Genomic DNA, 21,138 nt, shown 5'->3' on the forward strand with positions numbered 1-21,138 from the left:
CGGAACATAACCACGTGATGCAACCGATGAGGCCGCATGTTGTTCTCCAGGCTGTCACGGCAAGCGAGCCGACGCCGTCGAGGGCGTCGCCATGCAGGATTCTGCCCGCTTCCGCGCGCCTTGGCGCTCGTTAGCCGGAAATCCTGGCCTCCACGCCTCGCGACGCTCGCCGGATCATCTGCGGCGGCTGGCCATAGTTGCGCAGGAATGCGCGCCGCATCCGCTCGCGGTCGCCAAAGCCGGTATCGCGCGCGATGACGTCAATCGGATGCCTGCCGGATTCCAGCATCAGCCGCGCTGCCTCGAGCCGCAAATGCTCGACGGCCTTGGCGGGCGACTGGCCGGTTTCGGCACGGAATGCGCGGCTGAACTGCCGCGCGCTCAGATGTGCCGCTTCGGCAAGCTGTTCGACGGACAACTCGGCCTGAAGATTCTGCTTGGCATAGGCCAGTGCGGTCTGGATGCGGTCGGAGCGCGGCTCCATCTCAAGCAGCGCGGAGAACTGCGACTGGCCTCCCGCGCGGCGATGATAGACCACGAGCTTCTTCGCCACCTGCCGCGCAATATCTGGACCCAGGTCTCTCTCGACGAGTGCCAGGGCAAGGTCGATGCACGCCGTCATGCCGGCCGAGGTCCACACGGGGCCGTCGACAATGAAAATGCGGTCCTCTTCCAGTTTCACGTTCGGATAAGCGTGGCGGAAACGGGACGCGAAGAGCCAGTGAGTCGTGGCGCGCCGGCCATCGAGCAGGCCGGCCTGCGCGAGGTTGAACGCGCCGGTGCAGGTGGAGGCGATGCGCCGTGACGTCCCGGCCGCGCGCTTCAGGAAGGCGACCACGGCGGGCGGCGTCTCCATCACGTCATTGTCGCCAACCACCATCACGGTGTCGAAGTGGCGCCTGCCGAACGGCTGCGTCGCCACCGCGAAGCCGCCGGAGGTGGGCACGGGCCCGCCGTGTTCGGAAAGCAGCACAACCTCATAGGCCGGTTCGCCCGCGGCGAGGCCGGCGAATTCGAAGACTGTCGTGACGGCCAGGTTCATGGCCTGGAAACCCGGATACAGCACAATTCCGACGCGCAGCATGGCGTACCTCCGGTGATGGCGTAAAACGTTGCTTCTCTGACATTTGAGCCATCCGATTATGCACCTATTCTGCCTCCATCGCAGGCCGAATTCACGGGCTGCAATTGACGGAGATTCCTGATGAGCGACACCACACACAAGGGCACCGCCCTCATTACCGGCGCTTCTACCGGCATCGGTGCCATCTATGCGGACCGCCTGGCCAGGCGCGGCTATGACCTGATCCTGGTCGCGCGCAAGCGCGACCGGCTCGATCAGCTCGCCAACAGCCTCACCAACGCAACCGGCCGCGCGATCGAAGTGGTCGCCGCCGACCTGGGCAAGGCGCAGGATGTGCGCCGTGTCGAGGAAATCCTGCGTACCGATGCGAGCATCACCATGCTGGTCAACAACGCTGGCGTCGGCGGCGCCGGGCAACTGCTCGAATCCGATCCGGACAAGATGGAAGCGATGATCAACCTGAACGTGACGGCGCTGACGCGGCTGACTTATGCGATTGCGCCGAAGTTCGCCGCGCGCGGCCAGGGCACGATCATCAATATCGCGTCGGTCGTTGCAGTGGCACCGGAACTGCTGAATGGCGTCTACGGCGGCAGCAAGGCATACGTGCTCGCCTTCAGCCAGTCGCTGCATCACGAGCTTGCCGGCAAGGGCGTGCGCGTGCAGGCGGTACTGCCCGGTGCGACGCGCACGGAGTTCTGGGACGTCGCCGGCCGGCCGGTCGAGGACCTGCCGCAGGCCATCGTGATGGAGGCAACGGATATGGTCGATGCCGCACTCGCCGGGTTCGACCAGGGCGAGCTGGTCACGGTGCCGTCGCTTCCCGATACCGCTGACTGGCAGGCCTTCGAATCGGCACGCGCCGCCCTCGGGCCGAACCTGTCGCACAGCAAGCCGGCCGCGCGATTTGGGGTTGCCGCGCAGGCCTGAGCGGGCAAGGCCCGGCTGGCCCGGGGCCTTACATCATCAGCAGCGCCCCCACCAGCTGCCGCTGATCGCTGGTGGCCCGCATCTGCGTCAGCGCCTTGTTCAGCATGGCGCTGGCGTCGTTGAGCGAACCCGTGATGGTGGAGATGGCCGTCTGCAGCGCGGCGACTTTCATGGTGCGCTGGCGCGGGTCCATATTCTGCTGCGCGGCGATCCGGGCGAGCTCTTCGGCCTTTTCCCGCAGCTTTTCCTGCAGTTCGCGGATGCGCACCAGCAGCTTCTTGACCTGGTCGGGCAGGTTGCTGTTCTCGATCGCCGCGTTGGCGGCCTTGTTGCGCGATGCGGCGGCCGAGGCCAGCGAGCGCCCGCCGGCGGAAATGCGGATGCTTGCGTCCTGGCTTTTCCCGGCGCTGCCGGCTGGTGCTGGTGCCGAGGTTCTTTCCGGTGTCAGTGGTTCGGTGACGGGCAGGTCGGTGCGTACCGTTGCGTTGGTGATGGTGTCCATAAGGGTTGCCGTGATTGGCCCTGTCCTCCGCGCTGTCGTTCGCGCGGTCGTTCGTTTCCCCCCTGGATGTTTAAACGGCAGGCCGGCAATTTCCTTTAGCCACCGCCCGCTACGTGCGCACTTGCTCCGACGCCAGTTCCCGCCAGTGTGCGCGTGTGAAGCTGTAGAGCGCTTCCAGCGCCGGCGAGAGCGTGCGCGCCGACATGCGTGCAATGCCATAGCGGCCGCAGCGCCGCGGATCGGGCGGCATCGGCACTTCGGCCATCAGGCCGCTCGCGCGCTCCTGCCGGGTGATGGGCAGCACGCCGAACAGCAGGGTATCGGTCGCCAGCGTCACGCTGCGCAGCATGTCGAGGTTGTCGCAATGCAGTGAGAACAGCTTGTCCGGCGCCGCTTCCGGACCCCAGAGCTCGGCCAGCTGGCGCGTGACCGTGGAGCTGAGCGTGGTGGTGGCCACCGGGTAGGCGCGGATCGCGTCGATATCGACGCGGCGCTTGCTCAGGATGGGATGGCCGGCGCGGCAGACCAGGCCGGCTGGCAGCTCGCCCAGGGGCTCCATGTCGATGTCGTCGGCGGCGCGCAGTACGTAGGCGTCGCCGACGATGGCGTCGATGGACTCATTGCGCAGCTGCTCCAGCAATGCGCTGGTGGCGCCGGTCTCGGTGCGCACCTTGATGCGCGGCCGGGTTTGTGCCATGTGGATCAGGAAGGGCGTGAGCAGCAGTGTCGCGGGCGCGGGCGCCACGCCGATCGCCAGCGAGCCTTCCTCGCCGCCGCGCAGCAGGTCCAGGTCGCGCCGCAGCTGGGTCTCTTCCAGTCGCATGCGGCGGGCGCGCTCGGCCACCAGTTCGCCGAACACGGTGAGACGCGCACGGCGGGCGCCCCGGTCGAAAAGCGGCGCCCGGAGTTCGTCTTCCAGCGCACGGATGCTGCGGCTCAGCGCCGGCTGCGTCAGGTGTACCGCGCGCGCCGCATCCGAGAAAGTGCCGTGTTCCACCACGGCCAGCAGGTGCAGCAGCTTCTGGGTATCCATGCGCATTCCTTATGGTTTCGGTTAGATATTTGCATTTGAATCATACATCCGTGATCCCTATGATGGTCACAAAGAGCGGGCCCGGCTTCTGCGCCGGCGCACCGCCAGCCGTCCATCGGTATCAACGGAGACAACTCATGCTCAAGCTGTTCATCGGCCTCGGCATCCCGTATTTCGGGGTGATCGGGCTCCTGCCCTGGGTGGCGTCGGTCGAGCGTTTCGTGCTCGGCGTGCCTTTCATCTATGCCTGGATCTTTGCGTGGTTCGTCCTGACGTCGGGCTGCATGCTGACGTGCTGGATGCTGTTCGACCGCCACGCCGCCGACGCGGCGCAAGACGCCTGACCGGGGAACAGTCATGACCACAGCGGTGTTCCTCGGCTTCATCGTTTTCTCCCTCTACCTCGCGGTCCGCTCCGGGAAAGGCCACGGCGGCCAGAGCATGCACGACTTCTTCGTGGCCTCGCGGCAGTTCGGCGCCTACCTGGTGTTCTTCCTGACCGCGGGCGAGATCTACAGCATCGGCACCATGGTGGGCTTTCCCGGCGGCATCTACGCCAAGGGGCCGACCTACGGGGTCTGGTTTCTCGGCTACATCCTGCTGGCGTATCCGCTGGGCTATTTTCTCGGCCCGAAGATCTGGAAGGCCGGCGCCCGCTACAACGCCATCACGCTGCCGGACCTGTTCAAGGGGCACTACGGCAGCCGCGCGCTGGAGCTGATCGTGGCCGGCTCTTCGATCCTGTTCCTGCTGCCCTGGGGGCAACTGCAGTTCACCGGGCTCGTTGCCGCGCTAAAGGGGCTGGGGTGGGAATTCCAGCCGCTCTACCTGGTGCTGATTTCCGCGGGGCTGGCCTTTACGTATATCGCCATCTCGGGGGTGCGGGCCTCGGCCTATATCGCCATCCTGAAGGACATCCTGATGGTGGTGGCCATTGTTGCCACCGGCGTGGCGGTGGGCTGGCAGGCCGGCGTGGGCGACGTGTTCCAGGCGGCCAGCGCGCAGGTGAGCAACCACATGAACGATACCCAGCTGCGCTTCTCGATGAGCACCATCCTGTTCCAGGCGCTGGGCTTCTACATGATGCCGTTCGCGGCGCAGAACTTCTTCACCGCGAGGAGCGCCAACACCATCCGCCGCACGCAGGTGGCCATGCCGCTGTACATGCTGATGTATCCGTTCCTGGTGCTGGCCTCGTACTACGCGATCAGCCAGAACCTGCAGCTCGCTTCGCCCAATGAGGCCTTCTTCGCGGCGGCGGTCCGGCTGCTGCCGGGCTGGCTGCTGGGGCTGGTGGCGGCCGGGGCGGCGCTGTCGGGGCTGCTGGTGCTGGCGGGCATCTGCCTGGCGATCGGGCCCATCGTCACGCGCAACCTGTTGCCGGGAATGCCCGAACAGCGCCAGAAGCACGGCGCCAAGATCGTGATCGTGATCTACCTGCTGCTCTCCATCGTGATGACCCTGCTCACGCCCAACCTGATGCTGACACTGATCAACACCACCTACTACGGCGTGACGCAGTTCTTCCCCGGCGTGATGGTGATCCTGTTCTCGCTGAAGGTGCGGCCGCTGGCGATTGCACTTGGCATCCTGAGCGGACAAGTGCTGGCGATCGGGCTCTATATCCTGCAACCCGACTTCGGCGGCATCAACCTCGGCCTGATCAGCCTCGCGGTGAACCTGCTGGTGACGGCGGCCGTGAACTACGCCCCCCGGCTGGCTCGCGTGCAGCCGGCCTGACTCAAGACTTCGAAAGCGCAAATGAAAGAGAACGAAACCGGCCGCACGCAGGTGTTCGCGGCGCGCAAGATCCTCACCATGAATCCCGACCGGCCGGAGGCGACTCACGTGGCGGTGCGCGACGGCAAGATCCTGGCGGTAGGCGCCGAAGCCGACATGGCCCCGTGGGCCGATGCAGAGCGCGTGGCCACCTTCCGCGACAAGGTGCTCATGCCCGGCCTGGTCGAAGGGCACTGCCACCTGATGGAAGGCGCGATGTGGGATGCGGTCTACGTCGGCTACTTCGACCGGCGCAACCCCGACGGAAAGCTGTGGCGCGGCCTGCGCACGCTGGACCAGGTGATCGACCGCCTGGCCAGCGCCGCCAGCCAGCTCGAAGACCCCGATGCGCCGCTGCTGGCGTGGGGCTTCGACCCCATCCTGTTTGGCGGCAGCCGCCTGTCGGTGCGCGAGCTCGACCGCGTGTCGGCCTCCCGGCCCATCGTTGTGCTGCACGCCAGCGTGCACCTGATGAACGTCAATTCGGCGATGCTGGCGCTGGCGGGCATCGACGAAGATACCGACATCGACGGCGTGCACAAGGACGCCGACGGGCAGCCTACCGGCGAACTGCAGGAGTTCGCGGCAATGTTCCCGGTGCATCGGGTGATCGGCAGCGGCCTGTCGCTGGCTGCCGCCGAGAAGCCCGAAGCGATCTGGAAGTTCGGCCGGGTGGCGCAGCTGGCCGGCGTGACCACGGCCACCGACCTGGTCAACGATCTCTCGCCGCTCGGGCTGGCCACGCTGCACGAGGTGACGACCGAGGCGTCGTACCCGCTGCGCATCGTGCCGGCCTTCGCGCCGCAGCGCAGTCCGGAAGGCGGCGCCGGGCGCGTGCAGACCGCCATGGCGTCCGCCACGGACAAGCTGCGCTTCGGCGCGGTGAAGTTCATCGTCGACGGCTCCATCCAGGGTTTCACCGCCCGCCTGCGAGCGCCGGGCTATGTGGGTGGCAAGCCCAACGGCCTCTGGCTGATCCCGCCCGGGCAACTGCTGGAAGTGTTCACGCCGTTCCACCTGGCGGGCCTGCAGCTGCATATCCATACCAACGGCGACGAGGCGACCGAGGTCGTGCTCGATATCATCGAGACGCTGCTGATCCAACACCCCCGTGCGGACCACCGCCACACGCTGCAGCACTGCCAGCTGGCCGACACCGCGCAACTGGAGCGCGCCGCGCGCCTGGGCATGTGCATCAACTTCTTCTCCAACCATCTCTATTACTGGGGCGATGCGCACGCCAGCCAGACCGTCGGCCCGGAACGCGCCGCGCGGATGAACCCGGCCGGATCGGCGCGGCGGCTCGGCATTCCGTTCGCGATCCATTCCGATGCGCCCATCACGCCGCTGAACCCGCTCTTCACCGCGTGGTGCGCCGTGCAGCGCCAGACCGCCACCGGCCGCGTGCTCGGCGAGGACGAGCGCTTGTCCGTAGCCGACGCGCTGCACGCCATTACCCTTGGCGCAGCCCATACGCTGAAGATGGAACACATGATCGGCAGCATCGAGCCTGGCAAGCTGGCCGACTTCGCGGTGCTCGAGGAAGACCCAGGCGCTGTTGCGCCGGAGCGCCTGAAGGACGTGCGCGTGTGGGGCACCGTGCTGGGCGGCCGCATTTTCCAGGCGCCGGCGCGATGAACGCGCAGACGCCGATCCCGCTGGTGGTGGTAGGCGGCTACCTTGGCGCGGGCAAGACCACGCTGCTTAACCGGCTGCTTGCCAATGCCGGCGGCCGGCGCGTGGCGGTGCTGGTCAATGACTTCGGCGAAGTGAATATCGATGCCGCGCTGATCCGCATGCGCAGCGACGATGTGATCCAGCTCGAGAACGGCTGCATCTGCTGCTCCATCGGCGGCCGGCTGGCCGAGGCGCTGGTCGCCATCGGCGCACGGGCCGAGCGGCCGGAGCTGCTGGTGATCGAAGCGAGCGGGGTATCCGATCCGGTGCGCATTGCGCAGGTTGGCCTGCTCGACCCGGCTTTCCGCCTGAACGCCATCGTCGTGGCGGTGGATGCGCAGGACATCCACGCCCACCTGCAGGACCCGCAGGTGGGCGATATGGTCCATCGCCAGATAGCCGGGGCGACTGCGCTGGTGCTTACCAAGGCCGACCTCGCCGGCGCACCCGCTACCGCCGGCGCTGTCCGCACCGCGTCCGCCATCGCGCCACGCGCCACGGTGCTCGAGGCGCAGCGCGGGGATTTGCCCCTGTCCGTCTTTCTGGATGCCGCGCCCTTGCCACCGCCAACGGCCGGCGCGCTGCTCGGCGCATCAGGGCATTGGCAGCGCCCGGCTGGCCAGGCGATCACGAGCTTCTCGTACCGGACCGGGCGGCGCTTCGACAAGGGCCAGCTCAGGCAGGCATTGCGCGATCTGCCGGTGCGGCTGCTGCGCGCCAAGGGCATCGTTCGCCTGGAAGCCGGTGCGCATCCGCATGAGCTCCATCTGGTGGGCGGGCGCATGCGCATCAGTGCGCTGCCGGCGTCCGCCGAAGCCGAATCGGCGCTTGTCTTTATCGGCTGCTTTGCGCCGGGCGAGGAGGATGTCGTGCGCGGTCATCTGGAGCAGGCGCTGGTGGCGGCCTGAGCAGGACAGGACACTAGCCGCCTTGCTCGGTGCGTAGCTTCGCGAACCGGGCCAGGCGGCCGGCGATCGCGCTGGCCAGCGAGCGTGCCGCGGACCGCCACAATCCCGCCCCTCATCGCTCTGCTTATAATTCGACCCACGCAGCGCCGCTGCCCGCCAGCCCGCAACTCGTCGAATGCCCCCGTACCTTCTTGTCCTGTGCCTTACCTTCGCAGTGGTTGCCAGCCTGGGCGCTGGTGTCGCGGCCTGGTCCCGCCGGGATGATCCCGTCGTCAAGGCGTTCCTCGCCCTGACGGCCGGCGTTGCGCTGTGGAGCGGCGGCAGGCTGATGGAGCTGAGTTCGGCCGATCTCGATAGCCGGATCCTGTGGGCCAAGCTCCAGTATTTCGGCATCGTGGCCGTTCCGCTTGCGTGGCTGTGCGCGATGATCCAGCTGAGCCGCCCGCGCTATGTCATGCCATGGTCGCGGCTGACGATCCCGGTGCTGATCAACCTGCTGACGCTGGTGCTGGTCTTCACCAACGAGCGGCATCACCTGATCTGGCGCTCGGTGACGCTGGCCCCGCCGGGCAGCCGGCCGCCGGCGATCTTCGTGCACGGGGCGGCCTACTTCGTGATCGCCGCATGGTCATACCTGCTGTTGTTTGCCAGCCTGTACTTCCTGCTGACCGCGCGCGTGCCGAATGCGAGCCTGACGCGTGGCGGGCGCACCATACTGGCCTGCGGCCTTGCCTTGCCGCTGTGCGCCCATATCGCGTACCTGAACGGCTGGACCGGACGGCTGGGCGGCGACCTGACCCCGGCCACGTTTTCGATGATGAGCGTGCTGGTCTGGCTGTGCGCGCTGCGCACCCACCTGGACGATATCGGGCACTATGCCCGCCTGCGCGTCTTCGATGCGCTGCGCGAGGGCTGCGTCATCGTCAATGCCGACCAACGCGTGGTGGATTTCAATCCGGCTTCGTTGCGCCTGCTGCCGGGGCTGCAGCCGGGTGACAGCGTGCCCGCGGCGTGGGCGGACGCGATCGAGGCGACCCGGGCGGGCACGCTTGCGCCGCAATCGTTCCTGCCGGTCGCGGCCGGCGGCGCCGAATACGAACTGACGCTCGAACCGGTGCGCCGCCTGGACGGCAAGGCGATCGGCACCATTGCCTTCCTGCGCGATGTCAGCCACTACCGGTCGCGGGAGAATGCCCTGACGGTGCGTCTCGATGCAACCGAGCAGGAGCTGTCGAGGCTGGCGGACGATCTCGACCGTGATGCCCTGACCGGCCTGCTCAATCGCCGCTACTTCCAGCGTGCCGCCACGGCTGCCGTGCTGACGGCCCATGCCAAGGGCTCTCCGCTCGGCCTGCTGGTGCTGGATGTGGACAACTTCAAGCACTACAACGACCGGCACGGCCATGTCGCCGGCGACGAATGCCTGCGGCAGGTGGCGGCCGCCATTTCCTGCACCATTACCGATCCTGCGCATTTCTGCGCACGGCTGGGCGGCGAGGAGTTTGCCCTGGTCCTGCCGGGCGCCGGCGCGGCAGTGACGTGCAGCCTGGGCGAGGCGCTGGTGGCCGCGGTCCGCAGCCTGAAGCTCGAGCATGCCGGCGCGGCGGCGCAGCCATTCGTGACGGTCAGCGTCGGGGCGGTGTGCGAACGGCCGGCTTCAGAGGACCTGGATCCCCTGCTGGAGAAAGCCGATGCCGCGATGTACCAGGCCAAGCGTTCGGGCCGGGACCGGTTCGTGATGCATGGGGTGGCCGCGGCGCCCTCCCGCGTTGACGGGTGAGCCGGGCGCCGGCGGCTGGCCCGTGGCCTTACTTGTCCATGCCGGTCGTCGGCGCCTTCTTGTGGCTGTGTGACTTCTTCGACCCTTTCTGGGCGGTCGTCTTGTCATCCGTCAGCGCGGAGGCGGTGCTCTTGTTGGCGCCCTGGGTATACGGATCGAACTTGTCGTTGGCCCGCGCGGTATCCGGAACGTAGCCCTCCTTATTGGTCGCCCGTTCCGTGTCCGGCACGTAGCCGTCCTTGTTGGTGCTCCGCATGTTGTAGTCGTAGCGGTCAGCGGGATTCTGCGGGCCGGCGGCGAGGACGGTTGCCGGTACGAGAACTGCAATGGCGAATGCAATAGCGGTCTTCATGGGTCCTCCAGCATGTCAGTGTCCGCCGGCGTCCCGTGTCGCACGGGTAGGGCGGGCCGACCTGTAGCGTAGTCGGCAGGCGTGCAAAGTTCCAGCGTGGGACTGCATGCGTGCCTGCCGGAATCGGGCCGGGTCCTGCAATACCCTTTGAAGCGGCGCCCGCGCTTTCCTATACTCACCTCGTTTCCGTGCGAGGTGCAGCATTCGTGGTTCCCGCCCTGCCAATCATTGCCGGCGCCTGCCGGAAGGTGCGAGATCAGCCATGGTCCAGAAGCGCATCTACGATTTCCCGGGGAATGAGCGCGACGCCTTTACGCTGGCGTGTGCGCGGCATGGCTTTGTCAGCGAAGACTTTGAAGTCAGTGCTGACGAACCGGATCAGCGCGCAGGAGAAGGAATCCGCTCGGTGACGGTAGCGCGCGTCGTGGGCGGGGCGTTGCAGGTCTATCGCGCCACGGGCGGGGGATCCTGGATTCCGGATTTTGAGAAAGACCTCGCGCGGAACGAATTCGGGTTTCCCCTTGCGGATTGAAATCCGGGCGAATGGAAGCGGAATTCAGTCGGGTAATAAGCGGTAATAAGAGGCCGGTTTCGTCCTCAGATCGGGTTGGCTAAACGGGAATTTCATGGGAAAGTCATGTTTATCCGGCATAATAGCCTGGCAACCCAATGGCATTCCGACGCGATTCCATGCTAGTGACGATTCGTACCGTAACAATGCCCGGAACACCTGGTCGCCCCGCGCAGCACAGGGCCGCCGTGTACCTGACTTCCGATGAAGAGACCGAGCCGCTGATGACCAGCGAATGGGGGCGGCGCGAGCCGGAGGTTTTCCTCGAGGCGCAACTATGGGCGCGCAGCCACGACTACGTTGTGTCCAATCCCCGGACCGGCACGTTCTACGGCTCTCCTATCTGGCGTTAGCCCGCTTCAGATTGCCGGCCGAGCCAACAGATCCCCTGGATCAATGATTCAGTGGACTAGAATCGATTCGGGGCCCCGCTGATACAGCGGCGGCAACCTTCGACCCGGCATCACATGGAAGACGATTCGAATCCCTCGCAAAGCGCACTATCCCTCGATGCCGACCTGGACCAGCCCGCGGTGCCCGATCCGTTGTCCGCGGCGCTGAGCGGCAATGAGTTCTATGTCAACCGGGAACTGAGCCAGCTCGAGTTCAACCGGCGTGTCCTGATGCAGGCCGCCGACCCGGCCACGCCGTTGCTGGAGCGCCTGCGCTTCCTGTGCATCTTCAGCAGCAATCTCGACGAGTTCTATGAAATCCGCGTCGCGGGGCTCAAGGAGCAGTGCCTAGTGCAGGCGCCGGCCACCGGGCCCGACGGACTGTCCGCGCAGGCCCTCTACGACCTGGTGAATGCGCGGGTGCGGGAGCTGGTCGACTTGCAGTACCGGATGTTCAACGAGGTACTGACCCCGGCGCTGGCCGGGGAGCAGATCTGCTTCCTGCGCCGCCCGTCGTGGAATCCCGTGCAGGCGGAGTGGATCCGCGCGTATTTTTTCAATGAGCTGATGCCGATGCTGACGCCGATCGGGCTGGATCCGGCGCATCCGTTTCCGCGCGTGCTCAACAAAAGCCTGAATTTTGCCGTCGAGCTGGAGGGCAAGGATGCGTTCGGGCGCAGCTCCGGCAATGCGATCGTGCAGGCGCCGCGTGCGCTGCCGCGGGTGATTGCGCTGCCGTCGGACGTTGCGGGCTGCCAGCACGGCTTTGTCTTTCTGTCTTCGATTCTTCACGCGCACGTTGGCGAGCTGTTCAGCGGCATGACGGTGCGCGGCTGCTACCAGTTCCGCGTGACGCGCAACAGCGAACTCTTCGTTGACGAGGAAGAGGTCAAGAACCTTCGCGAAGCCTTGCAGGGCGAGTTGCCGCAGCGGCACCTTGGCGACGCGGTGCGGCTGGAGGTGGCCGACAACTGCCCGCCCGCGATTACCGCGTTCCTGCAAGGCCAGTTTGGCCTGTCCCCGACGGAGGTGTTCTCGGTCAACGGGCCGGTCAACCTGGTGCGGCTGATGAATGTCCCGGAAAAGGTCGACCGGCCGGATCTCAAGTACGCGCCGTTCCGCCCCGGCTTGCCCAAGGCGCTGCAGCAGCAGCCCGACCTCTTCCGCGCCATCCGCGACGGCGACATCCTGCTGCATCATCCGTTCCAGTCGTTCGCGCCGGTGGTGGACTTCGTCCGGCAGGCGGCGCAGGACCCGGACGTGGTGGCGATCCGCCAGACCGTCTACCGCGCCGGGCATGATTCCGTGCTGCTTTCCGCGCTGATCGAAGCCGCGCGCAACGGCAAGGAAGTGACCGCCGTGGTGGAGCTGCTGGCGCGCTTTGACGAAGAGGCCAATATCGGCTGGGCCGCGCAGCTCGAAGAGGCCGGCGCGCATGTGGTCTATGGCGTGGTCGGATACAAGGCGCACGCCAAGATGGTACTGGTGGTGCGGCGCGAAGGCGGGAAGCTCAGGCGCTACGCGCACCTGGGAACCGGCAACTACCACAGCCAGACCACGCGCTTCTATACCGACTTCGGGCTGCTGACCAGCAATGCGGAAATCACGCAGGATGTGGCGCACGTGTTCAGCCAGCTGACCGGGCTGGGCCAGACCAGCAAGATGGCGCAGCTATGGCAGTCGCCGTTCACCATGCACAAGGCGCTGCTGCAGGCGATCCGGCGCGAGGCCGAGCACGCCAAGGCCGGGCGCAAGGGCTGGATCATTGCCAAAATGAATGCGCTGCTGGAGCCCGGCCTGATCCAGGCGCTTTATGATGCGTCGCGCGACGGCGTCCGGATCGACCTGATCGTGCGCGGCGCCTGTGCCTTGCGGCCCGGTGTGCCGGGGCTGTCCGACAACATCCGTGTCCGCTCCGTCATCGGACGCTTCCTCGAACACTCGCGGATCTTCTACTTCCACAACGACAAGGCGGAAGACGTGATGCTGTCGAGCGCGGACTGGATGGACCGCAACCTGTTCCGGCGCATCGAGATCTGCTTTCCGGTGCTGGATGCGCGCCTGAAGAAACGGGTGATTGCAGAGGGCCTGAAGCTATACCTGCGGGACAAGCGTGACGCGTGGGAAATGGAGCCGGACGGCCGCTACAAGCGCAAGCGCGCACGCGATGGCGAGTCCGCGCAGTGCGCCTTGCTGGCGTTGCTGACCTGAGCGGACCTCGCGATGCGCGGCACGAATTCAGGTCGCCGCCGGTGGTGGCTCAGCAGGGACTTCCTGCTGCGTTGCCGTGCGGACCGGAATCCTCTTCGCGCAGGCGCCGGAGCGCCCGGGTCAGCATGGCGCTCTCCTCGTGGTCCGCGGTGCACCGCAATGCCTGCACCGCTTCTTCCAGGCCTGCGAGGGCAGGCGGGCTGAGCATGCCCGCCGCCTGCATCAGCTCCAGCTCCTTGCCGATGCGCTTGCACAGCTTGCGGACGAACTCCGGGTCGAGCTGACCTTGCGCGGCGGCGTTTGCGATGTGGCTGGTGAGGGCCGTCAGGCCTTCAGGCGTCGTTTCCGTCACGGCAACGGTCTCGGGGTTCATCGCGGCTCCTGCTGGAAGGGTGGGGATTCATTTTAGGCAGCCATTGGCGGCAGCGTTCAATGATTTCTCCCGGCAGTGCAGGGGGGATCGCAATTCCCCGGATCCGGTCGCGAATGCTCCCCAAACGTGCATTGCAAGCCGCATGGCCTCCTTGCGCCGCGACCCCGAGGCCGCGGCGATTCCTGCCCCTCAGGCGTTCTGCGGCGGCTCGCCAACCGGGTCCGGATGGATCTGCAGCACCGAGTCCCGCTTCTCCAGCAGGTGACGGCGAAGGATGGCGGACAGCGCCTTGCCGTCGCGCGCTTCCAGCGCCTTGATCATGTCTTCGTGCTCGTGCACGGCGCGGTCCCATTTGTCGCTCTGGTGATTGGAGCGGAACCGCATGGCCTGCAGGCGACGGTTGATCGACTGGTAGGTCTGGCGCAGCGCCGAGTTGCGCGCGGCCTCGTTGATGCGGTCGTGGATTTCCTGGTTGCGGCTGTAGTAGCCGGGCAGGTCGTTCTGTGCGCGGCACGCCAGCATGGCGTAGTGCAGGGCCTTGATCTCGGCCAGCTCCGCGGGCGTGATGCGCTCGCAGGCGAGTTCGCCGGAGAACGCTTCCAGTCCGCTCATTAGCTCAAAGCTTTCCCATATCTCGGCCTCGGTCATGCGCGACACGCTCGCGCCGCGATTGGGCGAGATATCGATCAGGCCTTCGGCGGCCAGCACCTTGAAGGCCTCGCGCAGCGGCGTGCGCGAGATGCCGAGCGTTTCGCACAGCTCGCGCTCGTTGAGCTTCATGCCCGGCGCCAGCACGCCTTCCACGATGAACTTGCGCAGGTGGTCCACCACCGTGTCATGCAGGCGTTGCCGCTCCACTTTCGGCAGTACCGGGCCTGACCGGGAAGGGTCGCCACTGACTGGATTTTGCATACAAAGTCCTTATTCCTACGTTTCGCCCATTCTACTGCATCGCCGCAGCTGTCCAGTAGCTCTGGGTATACGAGAGCGTCTGGCCTGTGTCTTTCGCCTTGGATGCACAGATTTTGTCTGCTAGAGTATTTTGCATTCAAAATTCATCATGCGGAGAGACCTCATCTCCGGCAGACCGCCGTCCTCCGCAAGCCCGGGCCGTCAGCGGTGCGGCAAGCACGGAGAAGGCAAGCGCGTGGAACACCATGAACCATTCATCCTCATCCCTGCTCGTCAAGCCGATCCATCTGGTGCCGTCGCAGAGCCGCGCCACCACGCCACTTTCCGCGCTGCTGCGCAAGGAGCTGCGCGGCGACGTGTTGTTCGACCTGGCAGGGCGGGGCCGCTACGCCACGGACGCTTCGATCTACCAGATCATGCCGATCGGCGTGGTGGTGGCGCGCGACCAGGCCGACCTGCTGCGCGCGCTGGACATCGCCCGCGACCAGAAGGTGCCGGTGCTGGCGCGCGGCGCCGGCACCAGCCAGTGCGGCCAGACCGTGGGCGAGGCGCTGGTGATCGACAACAGCAAGTGGCTGAACAACGTGGTTGCCTTCGACGCCGGGGCGCGCACCGTCACCGTCGAGCCCGGCATCGTGCTGGATCACCTCAACGCATGGCTCAAGCCGCATGGGTTGTGGTTCCCGGTCGATGTCTCGACCGGCGCGCAATGCACCATCGGCGGCATGACCGGCAACAACTCGTGCGGCTCGCGTTCGATCGAATACGGCAACATGGTCCACAACGTGCTCGGCATCGACGCAGTGCTGGCCGACGGCAGCGAGTGCCATTTCGGTTCACTGGCGCAACCGGTTGCCGCGGGGCGCGCCGAAGGCATCCTGCGCGGCCTGGAGCGCATTGCCATGCGCGAGCGCGGAGAGATCGCCGAGCGCATGCCGAAGGTGCTGCGCCGCGTGGCGGGCTACAACATCGACCTGTTCGACTGCCAGAACCCACGCGCCTATACCGACGACGGCTACGCCAACCTGTCGCACATCCTGGTGGGATCGGAAGGCACGCTGGCCTACAGCCGGCAGATCACGCTGAAACTGTCGCCGCTGCCGGCGCACAAGGTGCTGGGCGTGGTGAACTTCCCCACCTTCTACCAGGCCATGGACGCGGCACAGCATATCGTGAAGCTGCGCCCGGTGGCGGTGGAACTGGTCGACCGGACCATGATCGACCTGTCGATGGAGAACCCGGCTTTCCGCCCCGTGGTCGAGAAGGCGCTGGTCGGAGATCCGCAGGCCATCCTGCTGGTGGAGTTCGCCGGCGAGGACCGCGCGGCGCTGCTCGCACAGCTTGCGCAGCTTGCCGAACTGATGGGCGATCTGGGGCTGCCCGACAGCGTGGTGAAGATGCCGGAGGCCGGCGCGCAGAAAGCGCTGTGGGACGTGCGCAAGGCCGGCCTCAACATCATGATGAGCATGAAGGGCGACGGCAAGCCGGTGTCGTTTATCGAGGACTGCGCGGTGCCGCTGGAGCATCTGGCCGAGTACACGCGCCGGCTCACGGAGGTGTTCCACAGGCACGAGACCGAAGGCACGTGGTACGCCCACGCCAGCGTCGGCACGCTGCATGTGCGGCCGATCCTCGACATGCGGCGCGACGGCGCGGTGCGCATGCGCGAGATTGCCGAAGAAGCGGCCGAACTGGTGCGCGAGTACAAGGGCGCGTATTCGGGCGAGCATGGCGACGGCCTGTGCCGCGGCGAATGGGTGGCCTGGCAATATGGCCCGCGCATCAACGCCGCGTTCGGCGAGATCAAGGTGTTGTTCGATCCGGACAACCGCTTCAATCCCGACAAGATCGTGCGGCCGCCGAAGATGGATGCGCGCGAGAACTTCCGCTTCGCGCCCGGCTATGCCGCGCTGCCGCTCACGCCGGCGCTGGACTGGTCGGCCTGGAATGTGCGGCGCGATCCGATGACCGGCGAGGAGACCGCGCCCGGCACCGACACGGCCACGCACGGGCTGGCCTCGGCCGTGGAGATGTGCAACAACAACGGCCATTGCCGCAAGTTCGACGCCGGCACCATGTGCCCGAGCTATCGCGTGACCAAGGACGAGCAGCACGTGACGCGCGGCCGCGCCAACACGCTGCGGCTGGCGGTATCGGGCCAGCTCGGGCCGGAAGGGCTGGCCAGCCCCGAGGTGAAGGAGGTGCTCGATCTCTGCGTGTCGTGCAAGGGCTGCAAGCGAGACTGCCCGACCGGCGTGGACATGGCGAAGCTCAAGATCGAAGCCCGCCATGCCTGGGCGAAGCAGCATGGCATCAGCCTGCGCGAGCGGCTGGTGGCCTACATGCCGCGCTATGCGGCGCTGGCCAGCCGCGTGTCCGGGCTGCTGGCGCTGGCCGACAGCATTCCGGGCGTATCCGGATGGGTCAAGGGCGTAATCGGGTTTGCCCCGCAGCGCTCGCTGCCACGCTTTCGAAAGCCGTTCCTGCAATCGCGCCATGCCAGCCCGAAAGCCGATAACCGCGCGGGCAGCCGCGAGGTACTGCTCTTCGTCGACACCTTCAGCAACTACATGGAGCCGGAGAACGCGCGTGCCGCCCAGGCGGTACTGGAAGCGGCGGGCTACACCGTGCATTTCAGTATCCGCCCCGGCGAGCGCCCGCTCTGCTGCGGCCGCACTTTCCTGGCGGCCGGGCTGGTCGACCAGGCGAAGGAAGAGGCAAGGCGCGTGCTCGACGCGTTCCGTCCCTACGTGGAACGGGGCGTGCCGGTAGTCGGGCTGGAGCCGTCCTGTCTGCTGTCGCTGCGCGATGAGTTCCTCAGCTATGGCTATGGCGAGGAAGCGAAGCAGCTGGCCAGCCTGTCGTTCCTGTTCGAGGAATTCCTGGTGCGGGAGCAGAAGGCCGGCCGGCTGGCGTTGCCGCTCCAGCCGCTGAGAGCGTCCGAAGCCGTGGTGCACGGCCATTGCCACCAGAAGGCCTTCGATGCCTTCACGCCGGTGCAGACCGTGCTGGGATGGATTCCGGGCCTGAAGGTTGCGCCGGTGGAATCGTCGTGCTGCGGCATGGCGGGGAGCTTCGGCTACGAAGCCGAGCATTTCGATGCCTCGCAGGCGATGGCGGAGCTGTTGCTGCTGCCGGCGGTGCGCAAGCGGGCGGCGGATGCCATCGTGGTCGCGGACGGCACCAGCTGCCGACACCAGATCCTGGACGGCGCCGATGCCGAGGCTGTGCACGTGGCGCGCGTCCTGGCGATGGCGCTGCAGCCGGAAAGTCAGGTTTAGTACCCGGCCGCGTGACGCTGGCCTGAATAAAGAAAGCCGCAACCAAGCGGCCACGGTAGTCCAACCAACGGAGACCAAGCATGCAGACGAAGAACGCCTGGAAGTTTCTGGCCCTCGCAATCGGCGCCATGGCCGCGGTGAGCACCCCGGCAATCGCGTGGGAACCCAACAAGCCGGTTGAAATCGTGGTGCCGTTTGGCGCCGGCGGTGCCTCGGACCAGATGGCGCGCTCGATCCAGGGCATCATCGCCAAACACAAGCTGATGAGCCAGCCCGTGATCGTGCTGAACAAGGCGGGTGCCAGCGGCGCGGAAGGCCTGATGGACACCAAGGCTTCGCCGGGCAATCCGCACAAGCTGCTGGTGGCTTCGTCCGCGCTCTACACGGTGCCGATGGTGAGCCACCTGCCCTTCAGCTGGCGCGACCTGACGCCGGTGGCGATGGTGGCGCAGGACGAGTTCGTGCTGTGGACCAATTCCGCCGCACCGTACAGGACCGTCAGCGAGTTTATCGATGCGGCCAGGGCCAGCGGCGGCAAGACCAGAATGGGCGGCACCAGCTCCAAGCGCGAAGACCAGATCATCACCACGCTGATCCAGAAGAAGACCGGCGCGAAGTTCATCTACGTGCCTTACAAGGGCGGCGGCGAGGCCGCGACCCAGCTCTCTGGCCAGCACATCGATGCCAACGTCAACAACCCATCCGAGTCGGTGGCCCAGTGGCGTGCGGGCGAGCATCGCGCGCTGTGCGTATTTGCGCCGGAGCGCATGAGCTACAGCAACAAGGTCACGCAGACCCAGAGCTGGCATGACGTGCCCACCTGCAAGGAGCAGGGGCTGGACGTCCAGTACCAGATGCTGCGCGTGTTCATGCTGCCCGGCGGCGTCACCCCGGAGCAGCAGAAGTACTACGTCGACCTGATGCAGAAGGTCGTCGCCACGCCGGAGTGGAAGGAGTACCTGGAAAAGAGCGCGCTGAAGAATGACTTCATCACCGGCAAGGCGCTTACCGACTTCCTGGCGAAGGACGAGGCCGCGCACCGCGACATCATCAGGGAGGCCGGATTCGTCGCGTCGCGATAAGCGAGCACGGCTCCGCCCCGCGGGGCGGAGCCAATGACCAACCGGATGCGGGGGAGTCGTTCAAATGGATGCGAAGCAAGCGGAGATGCCCGGGCAAGGCGGCATCTCAGTCAGGGCAATGGAGCTGGTGGTGGCGCTGTGCCTGCTGGCAGGCGCGCTGGTGGTGATCTGGAGCAACTACAGCATTGGCGCCGGCTGGGCGCCGGACGGCCCGGAAGCGGGCTACTTCCCGCTACGCGTGGGCGCCATCATCCTGGTGTGCAGCGTGCTGGTGGCATACCAGGGGCTGCGCGCGAACAACCAGGCAATCTTCGCCACCTGGCAGCAATTGCGGCAGGTCTGCGTGATCCTGGTGCCGCTCACGGTGTATGTCTCGCTGATCGGCGTGCTGGGCATCTACGTGGCCTCGTCGGTCTTCATGGCGGGATTCATGGTCTGGATCGGCAAGTCCCGGTGGTACCGGGCCGTGCTGATCGGCGTAGGCGTCAACGCGGTGCTGTTCTGGATCTTCGAGATCCAGTTCCGCGTGCCGCTGCCGAAGGGCCCCATCGAAGCCATGCTGGGCTACTGAGGAGCAGGCCATGGAAGAAATCAATGCACTGATGGGCGGTTTTGCCGTCGCCCTGTCCTGGCAGAACGTGGGCCTGATGTTCGTGGGCATCCTGCTGGGCATCGTGGTGGGCGTGCTGCCCGGGCTGGGCGGCCCCAACGGCGTGGCAATCCTGCTGCCGCTGACCTTCTCGATGGACCCGACCTCCGCCATCATCATGCTGTCCTGCATCTACTGGGGCGCGTTGTTCGGCGGGGCGATCACGTCCATCCTGTTCAATATTCCCGGTGAAGCCTGGTCGGTGGCCACCACCTTCGACGGCTACCCGATGGCGCAGCGCGGCGAGGCCGGCAAGGCGCTGACCTCCGCCTTCACCGGCTCCTGTCTCGGGGCGATGGCCGGGGTGCTGCTGATCACCTTCCTGGCGCCGCTGGTCGCCAGGTTCGCCCTGCGCTTCGGTCCGCCGGAGTTCTTCGCGGTCTATCTGCTGACGTTCTGCAGCTTTGTCGGCATGGGCAAGGAGTCCAGGCCCAAGATCCTGATTGCGATGTGCCTGGGCTTCGTGCTGGCGGCGGTGGGCATGGACACGGTGTCCGGCACGCTGCGCATGACCTTCGGCTCGACCGAACTGCTGCGCGGGTTCGACTTCCTGGTCGCGGTGATCGGCCTGTTCGGCATCAGCGAGATCCTGATGACGATGGAGGAGGGCGTGGCGTTCCGCGGCAAGCAGGCGCGCATCGACATGAAGGTGGTGCTGAAGACCTGGGCCGAGCTGCCGCGCTACTGGATGACGGTGCTGCGCTCGTCGGTGATCGGGTGCTGGCTGGGCATCACGCCCGGCGGCGCCACGGCGGCGTCGTTCATGGGCTATGGCGTGGCCAAGCGGATGGCGAGGGACCCGGACTCGTTCGGCAAGGGCAATATCGAAGGCGTGGTGGCGCCGGAAACCGCGGCGCACGCCGCGGGCACCAGCGCACTGCTGCCCATGCTGGCGCTCGGCATTCCCGGCTCCGCGACCGCCGCCGTGCTGCTGGGCGGCCTGATGATCTGGGGCCTGCAACCCGGTCCGCTGCTGTTCACCGAGCAGGGCCCGTTCGTATGGGGGCTGATCGCCAGCATGTACCTCGGCAATATCGTCGGCCTGATCGTGGTGCTGTCGACGGTGCCGCTGTTCGCCGCGATCCTGCGCATCCCGTTCTCGATCATCGCGCCGCTGATCCTGGTGATCTGCGCGATCGGCGCCTATACGGTCAACGGCGCGCTGTTCGATGTCTGGCTGATGCTGATCTTCGGCGTGATCGGCTACGTGCTGAAAAAGCTGGACTATCCGCTGGCGCCGATGGTGCTTGCGCTGGTGCTGGGCGACCGTGCCGAGAATGCGTTCCGCCAGACCATGCTGGTGTCGTCGGGCGCGCTGGACATCTTCTGGTCGAACGGACTGGTGGGCACGATCATGGCGCTGGCTGTCTTTGTGCTGGTCTGGCCGCTGATGGGGGATCTGCGGGCCAGGGTGGTGCGGCGGACGGCCTGAGGGCTGTACGCGGTGTGCGCGGCGGTGCCTCGTCGCGCACATTCGCCAAGTCGCCTGCTGCTTGCAAGAAGTGCGATCCCTTCGAACATCTGTTTAGAACACCGTCCTCGCCATGCCCGCCCGGTCGCATGACTTGCCGTGCACTGGCCTGCACCATGATGCGCCGTATCCGGCGCTTTCTTCGTTCTGG

Annotated in this window: 19 protein-coding genes; 13 read left to right on the top strand and 6 right to left on the bottom strand. The window is 66.3% G+C overall.

From position 1 onward, the window contains the following. Positions 1 to 130: 130 nt before the first annotated feature. Positions 131 to 1,084: a GlxA family transcriptional regulator gene (locus RM96_RS19490; protein ID WP_039012975.1), complete on the bottom strand. Its 954-nt coding sequence runs from the start codon at positions 1,082 to 1,084 to the stop codon at positions 131 to 133. A gap of 120 nt (positions 1,085 to 1,204) precedes the next feature. Here RM96_RS19490 and RM96_RS19495 point away from each other — a divergent pair, with 120 nt between their 5' ends. Continuing rightward, positions 1,205 to 2,014, top strand: a complete 810-nt coding sequence (locus RM96_RS19495; protein ID WP_039012976.1) for an SDR family NAD(P)-dependent oxidoreductase — start codon at positions 1,205 to 1,207, stop codon at positions 2,012 to 2,014. Between the two features lie 28 nt (positions 2,015 to 2,042). On the opposite strand, the gene RM96_RS19500 is transcribed toward RM96_RS19495, so the two are convergent. Both RM96_RS19500 and RM96_RS19505 read right to left on the bottom strand, forming a co-directional pair. Beyond that, a complete protein-coding gene (locus tag RM96_RS19500; RefSeq protein ID WP_052279598.1) occupies positions 2,043 to 2,516 on the bottom strand; it encodes a hypothetical protein in 474 nt (157 codons plus the stop codon). A 109-nt stretch (positions 2,517 to 2,625) separates the two neighbouring features. Then, the gene (locus RM96_RS19505; RefSeq protein ID WP_039012977.1) at positions 2,626 to 3,549 is read right to left on the bottom strand and encodes a LysR family transcriptional regulator; all 924 of its coding nucleotides are present in this window, start codon (positions 3,547 to 3,549) and stop codon (positions 2,626 to 2,628) included. 137 nt (positions 3,550 to 3,686) lie between these two features. Here RM96_RS19505 and RM96_RS19510 point away from each other — a divergent pair, with 137 nt between their 5' ends. The 5 genes from RM96_RS19510 (at position 3,687) to RM96_RS19530 (ending at position 9,693) form a co-directional block, all read left to right on the top strand. Further along, positions 3,687 to 3,893, top strand: a complete 207-nt coding sequence (locus tag RM96_RS19510; RefSeq protein ID WP_039012978.1) for a DUF3311 domain-containing protein — start codon at positions 3,687 to 3,689, stop codon at positions 3,891 to 3,893. Between the two features lie 13 nt (positions 3,894 to 3,906). Continuing rightward, positions 3,907 to 5,289, top strand: a complete 1,383-nt coding sequence (locus tag RM96_RS19515; protein ID WP_039012979.1) for a sodium:solute symporter family protein — start codon at positions 3,907 to 3,909, stop codon at positions 5,287 to 5,289. Between the two features lie 21 nt (positions 5,290 to 5,310). Then, positions 5,311 to 6,966: an amidohydrolase gene (locus RM96_RS19520; RefSeq protein WP_039012980.1), complete on the top strand. Its 1,656-nt coding sequence runs from the start codon at positions 5,311 to 5,313 to the stop codon at positions 6,964 to 6,966. Next, complete coding sequence (locus tag RM96_RS19525) at positions 6,963 to 7,913, top strand: CobW family GTP-binding protein (protein ID WP_039012981.1); 951 nt, start codon at positions 6,963 to 6,965, stop codon at positions 7,911 to 7,913. The genes RM96_RS19520 and RM96_RS19525 overlap by 4 nt, the downstream gene beginning before the upstream one ends. A 175-nt stretch (positions 7,914 to 8,088) precedes the next feature. Next, positions 8,089 to 9,693: a histidine kinase N-terminal 7TM domain-containing protein gene (locus RM96_RS19530; protein ID WP_039012982.1), complete on the top strand. Its 1,605-nt coding sequence runs from the start codon at positions 8,089 to 8,091 to the stop codon at positions 9,691 to 9,693. Positions 9,694 to 9,721: 28 nt separating this feature from the next. Here RM96_RS19530 and RM96_RS19535 read toward each other — a convergent pair whose 3' ends face one another. After that, positions 9,722 to 10,045 carry a hypothetical protein gene (locus RM96_RS19535; RefSeq protein WP_039012983.1) on the bottom strand — a complete coding sequence of 108 codons (324 nt, stop codon included), beginning with the start codon at positions 10,043 to 10,045 and terminating at the stop codon, positions 9,722 to 9,724. Between the two features lie 262 nt (positions 10,046 to 10,307). Between RM96_RS19535 and RM96_RS19540 the strand changes: the two genes are divergently transcribed. The 3 genes from RM96_RS19540 (at position 10,308) to ppk1 (ending at position 13,219) form a co-directional block, all read left to right on the top strand. Further along, positions 10,308 to 10,577 (top strand): hypothetical protein, encoded by a 270-nt coding sequence (locus RM96_RS19540; RefSeq protein ID WP_039012984.1) that lies wholly within the window; start codon positions 10,308 to 10,310, stop codon positions 10,575 to 10,577. A 227-nt stretch (positions 10,578 to 10,804) separates the two neighbouring features. After that, positions 10,805 to 10,969 (top strand): CDP-diacylglycerol pyrophosphatase, encoded by a 165-nt coding sequence (locus RM96_RS19545; protein WP_238587324.1) that lies wholly within the window; start codon positions 10,805 to 10,807, stop codon positions 10,967 to 10,969. Positions 10,970 to 11,173: 204 nt separating this feature from the next. Beyond that, positions 11,174 to 13,219, top strand: coding sequence for a polyphosphate kinase 1 (gene ppk1, locus RM96_RS19550; protein ID WP_443112264.1), 2,046 nt, complete (start codon positions 11,174 to 11,176; stop codon positions 13,217 to 13,219). A 49-nt stretch (positions 13,220 to 13,268) separates the two neighbouring features. Here ppk1 and RM96_RS19555 read toward each other — a convergent pair whose 3' ends face one another. Both RM96_RS19555 and RM96_RS19560 read right to left on the bottom strand, forming a co-directional pair. Further along, complete coding sequence (locus RM96_RS19555) at positions 13,269 to 13,592, bottom strand: hypothetical protein (RefSeq protein WP_039012985.1); 324 nt, start codon at positions 13,590 to 13,592, stop codon at positions 13,269 to 13,271. A gap of 189 nt (positions 13,593 to 13,781) precedes the next feature. Continuing rightward, positions 13,782 to 14,504: a GntR family transcriptional regulator gene (locus RM96_RS19560; protein WP_039012986.1), complete on the bottom strand. Its 723-nt coding sequence runs from the start codon at positions 14,502 to 14,504 to the stop codon at positions 13,782 to 13,784. A gap of 245 nt (positions 14,505 to 14,749) precedes the next feature. On the opposite strand from RM96_RS19560, the gene RM96_RS19565 reads away from it, so the two are divergent. The 4 genes from RM96_RS19565 to RM96_RS19580 all read left to right on the top strand — a co-directional run bounded on the left by RM96_RS19565 (position 14,750) and on the right by RM96_RS19580 (position 20,948). Continuing rightward, complete coding sequence (locus RM96_RS19565; RefSeq protein ID WP_039012987.1) at positions 14,750 to 17,785, top strand: FAD-binding and (Fe-S)-binding domain-containing protein; 3,036 nt, start codon at positions 14,750 to 14,752, stop codon at positions 17,783 to 17,785. Positions 17,786 to 17,865: 80 nt separating this feature from the next. Further along, positions 17,866 to 18,867, top strand: a complete 1,002-nt coding sequence (locus RM96_RS19570; protein WP_039012988.1) for a Bug family tripartite tricarboxylate transporter substrate binding protein — start codon at positions 17,866 to 17,868, stop codon at positions 18,865 to 18,867. Between the two features lie 64 nt (positions 18,868 to 18,931). After that, entirely contained in the window at positions 18,932 to 19,438 is a 507-nt protein-coding gene (locus RM96_RS19575) for a tripartite tricarboxylate transporter TctB family protein (RefSeq protein WP_039012989.1), read from the top strand. Between the two features lie 10 nt (positions 19,439 to 19,448). Beyond that, on the top strand, positions 19,449 to 20,948 hold the full coding sequence (locus RM96_RS19580) for a tripartite tricarboxylate transporter permease (RefSeq protein WP_039012990.1): 1,500 nt from the start codon (positions 19,449 to 19,451) through the stop codon (positions 20,946 to 20,948). Positions 20,949 to 21,138: the final 190 nt, after the last annotated feature.

It is taken from the genome of Cupriavidus sp. IDO, from assembly GCF_000812465.1.
Lineage (GTDB): Bacteria > Pseudomonadota > Gammaproteobacteria > Burkholderiales > Burkholderiaceae > Cupriavidus.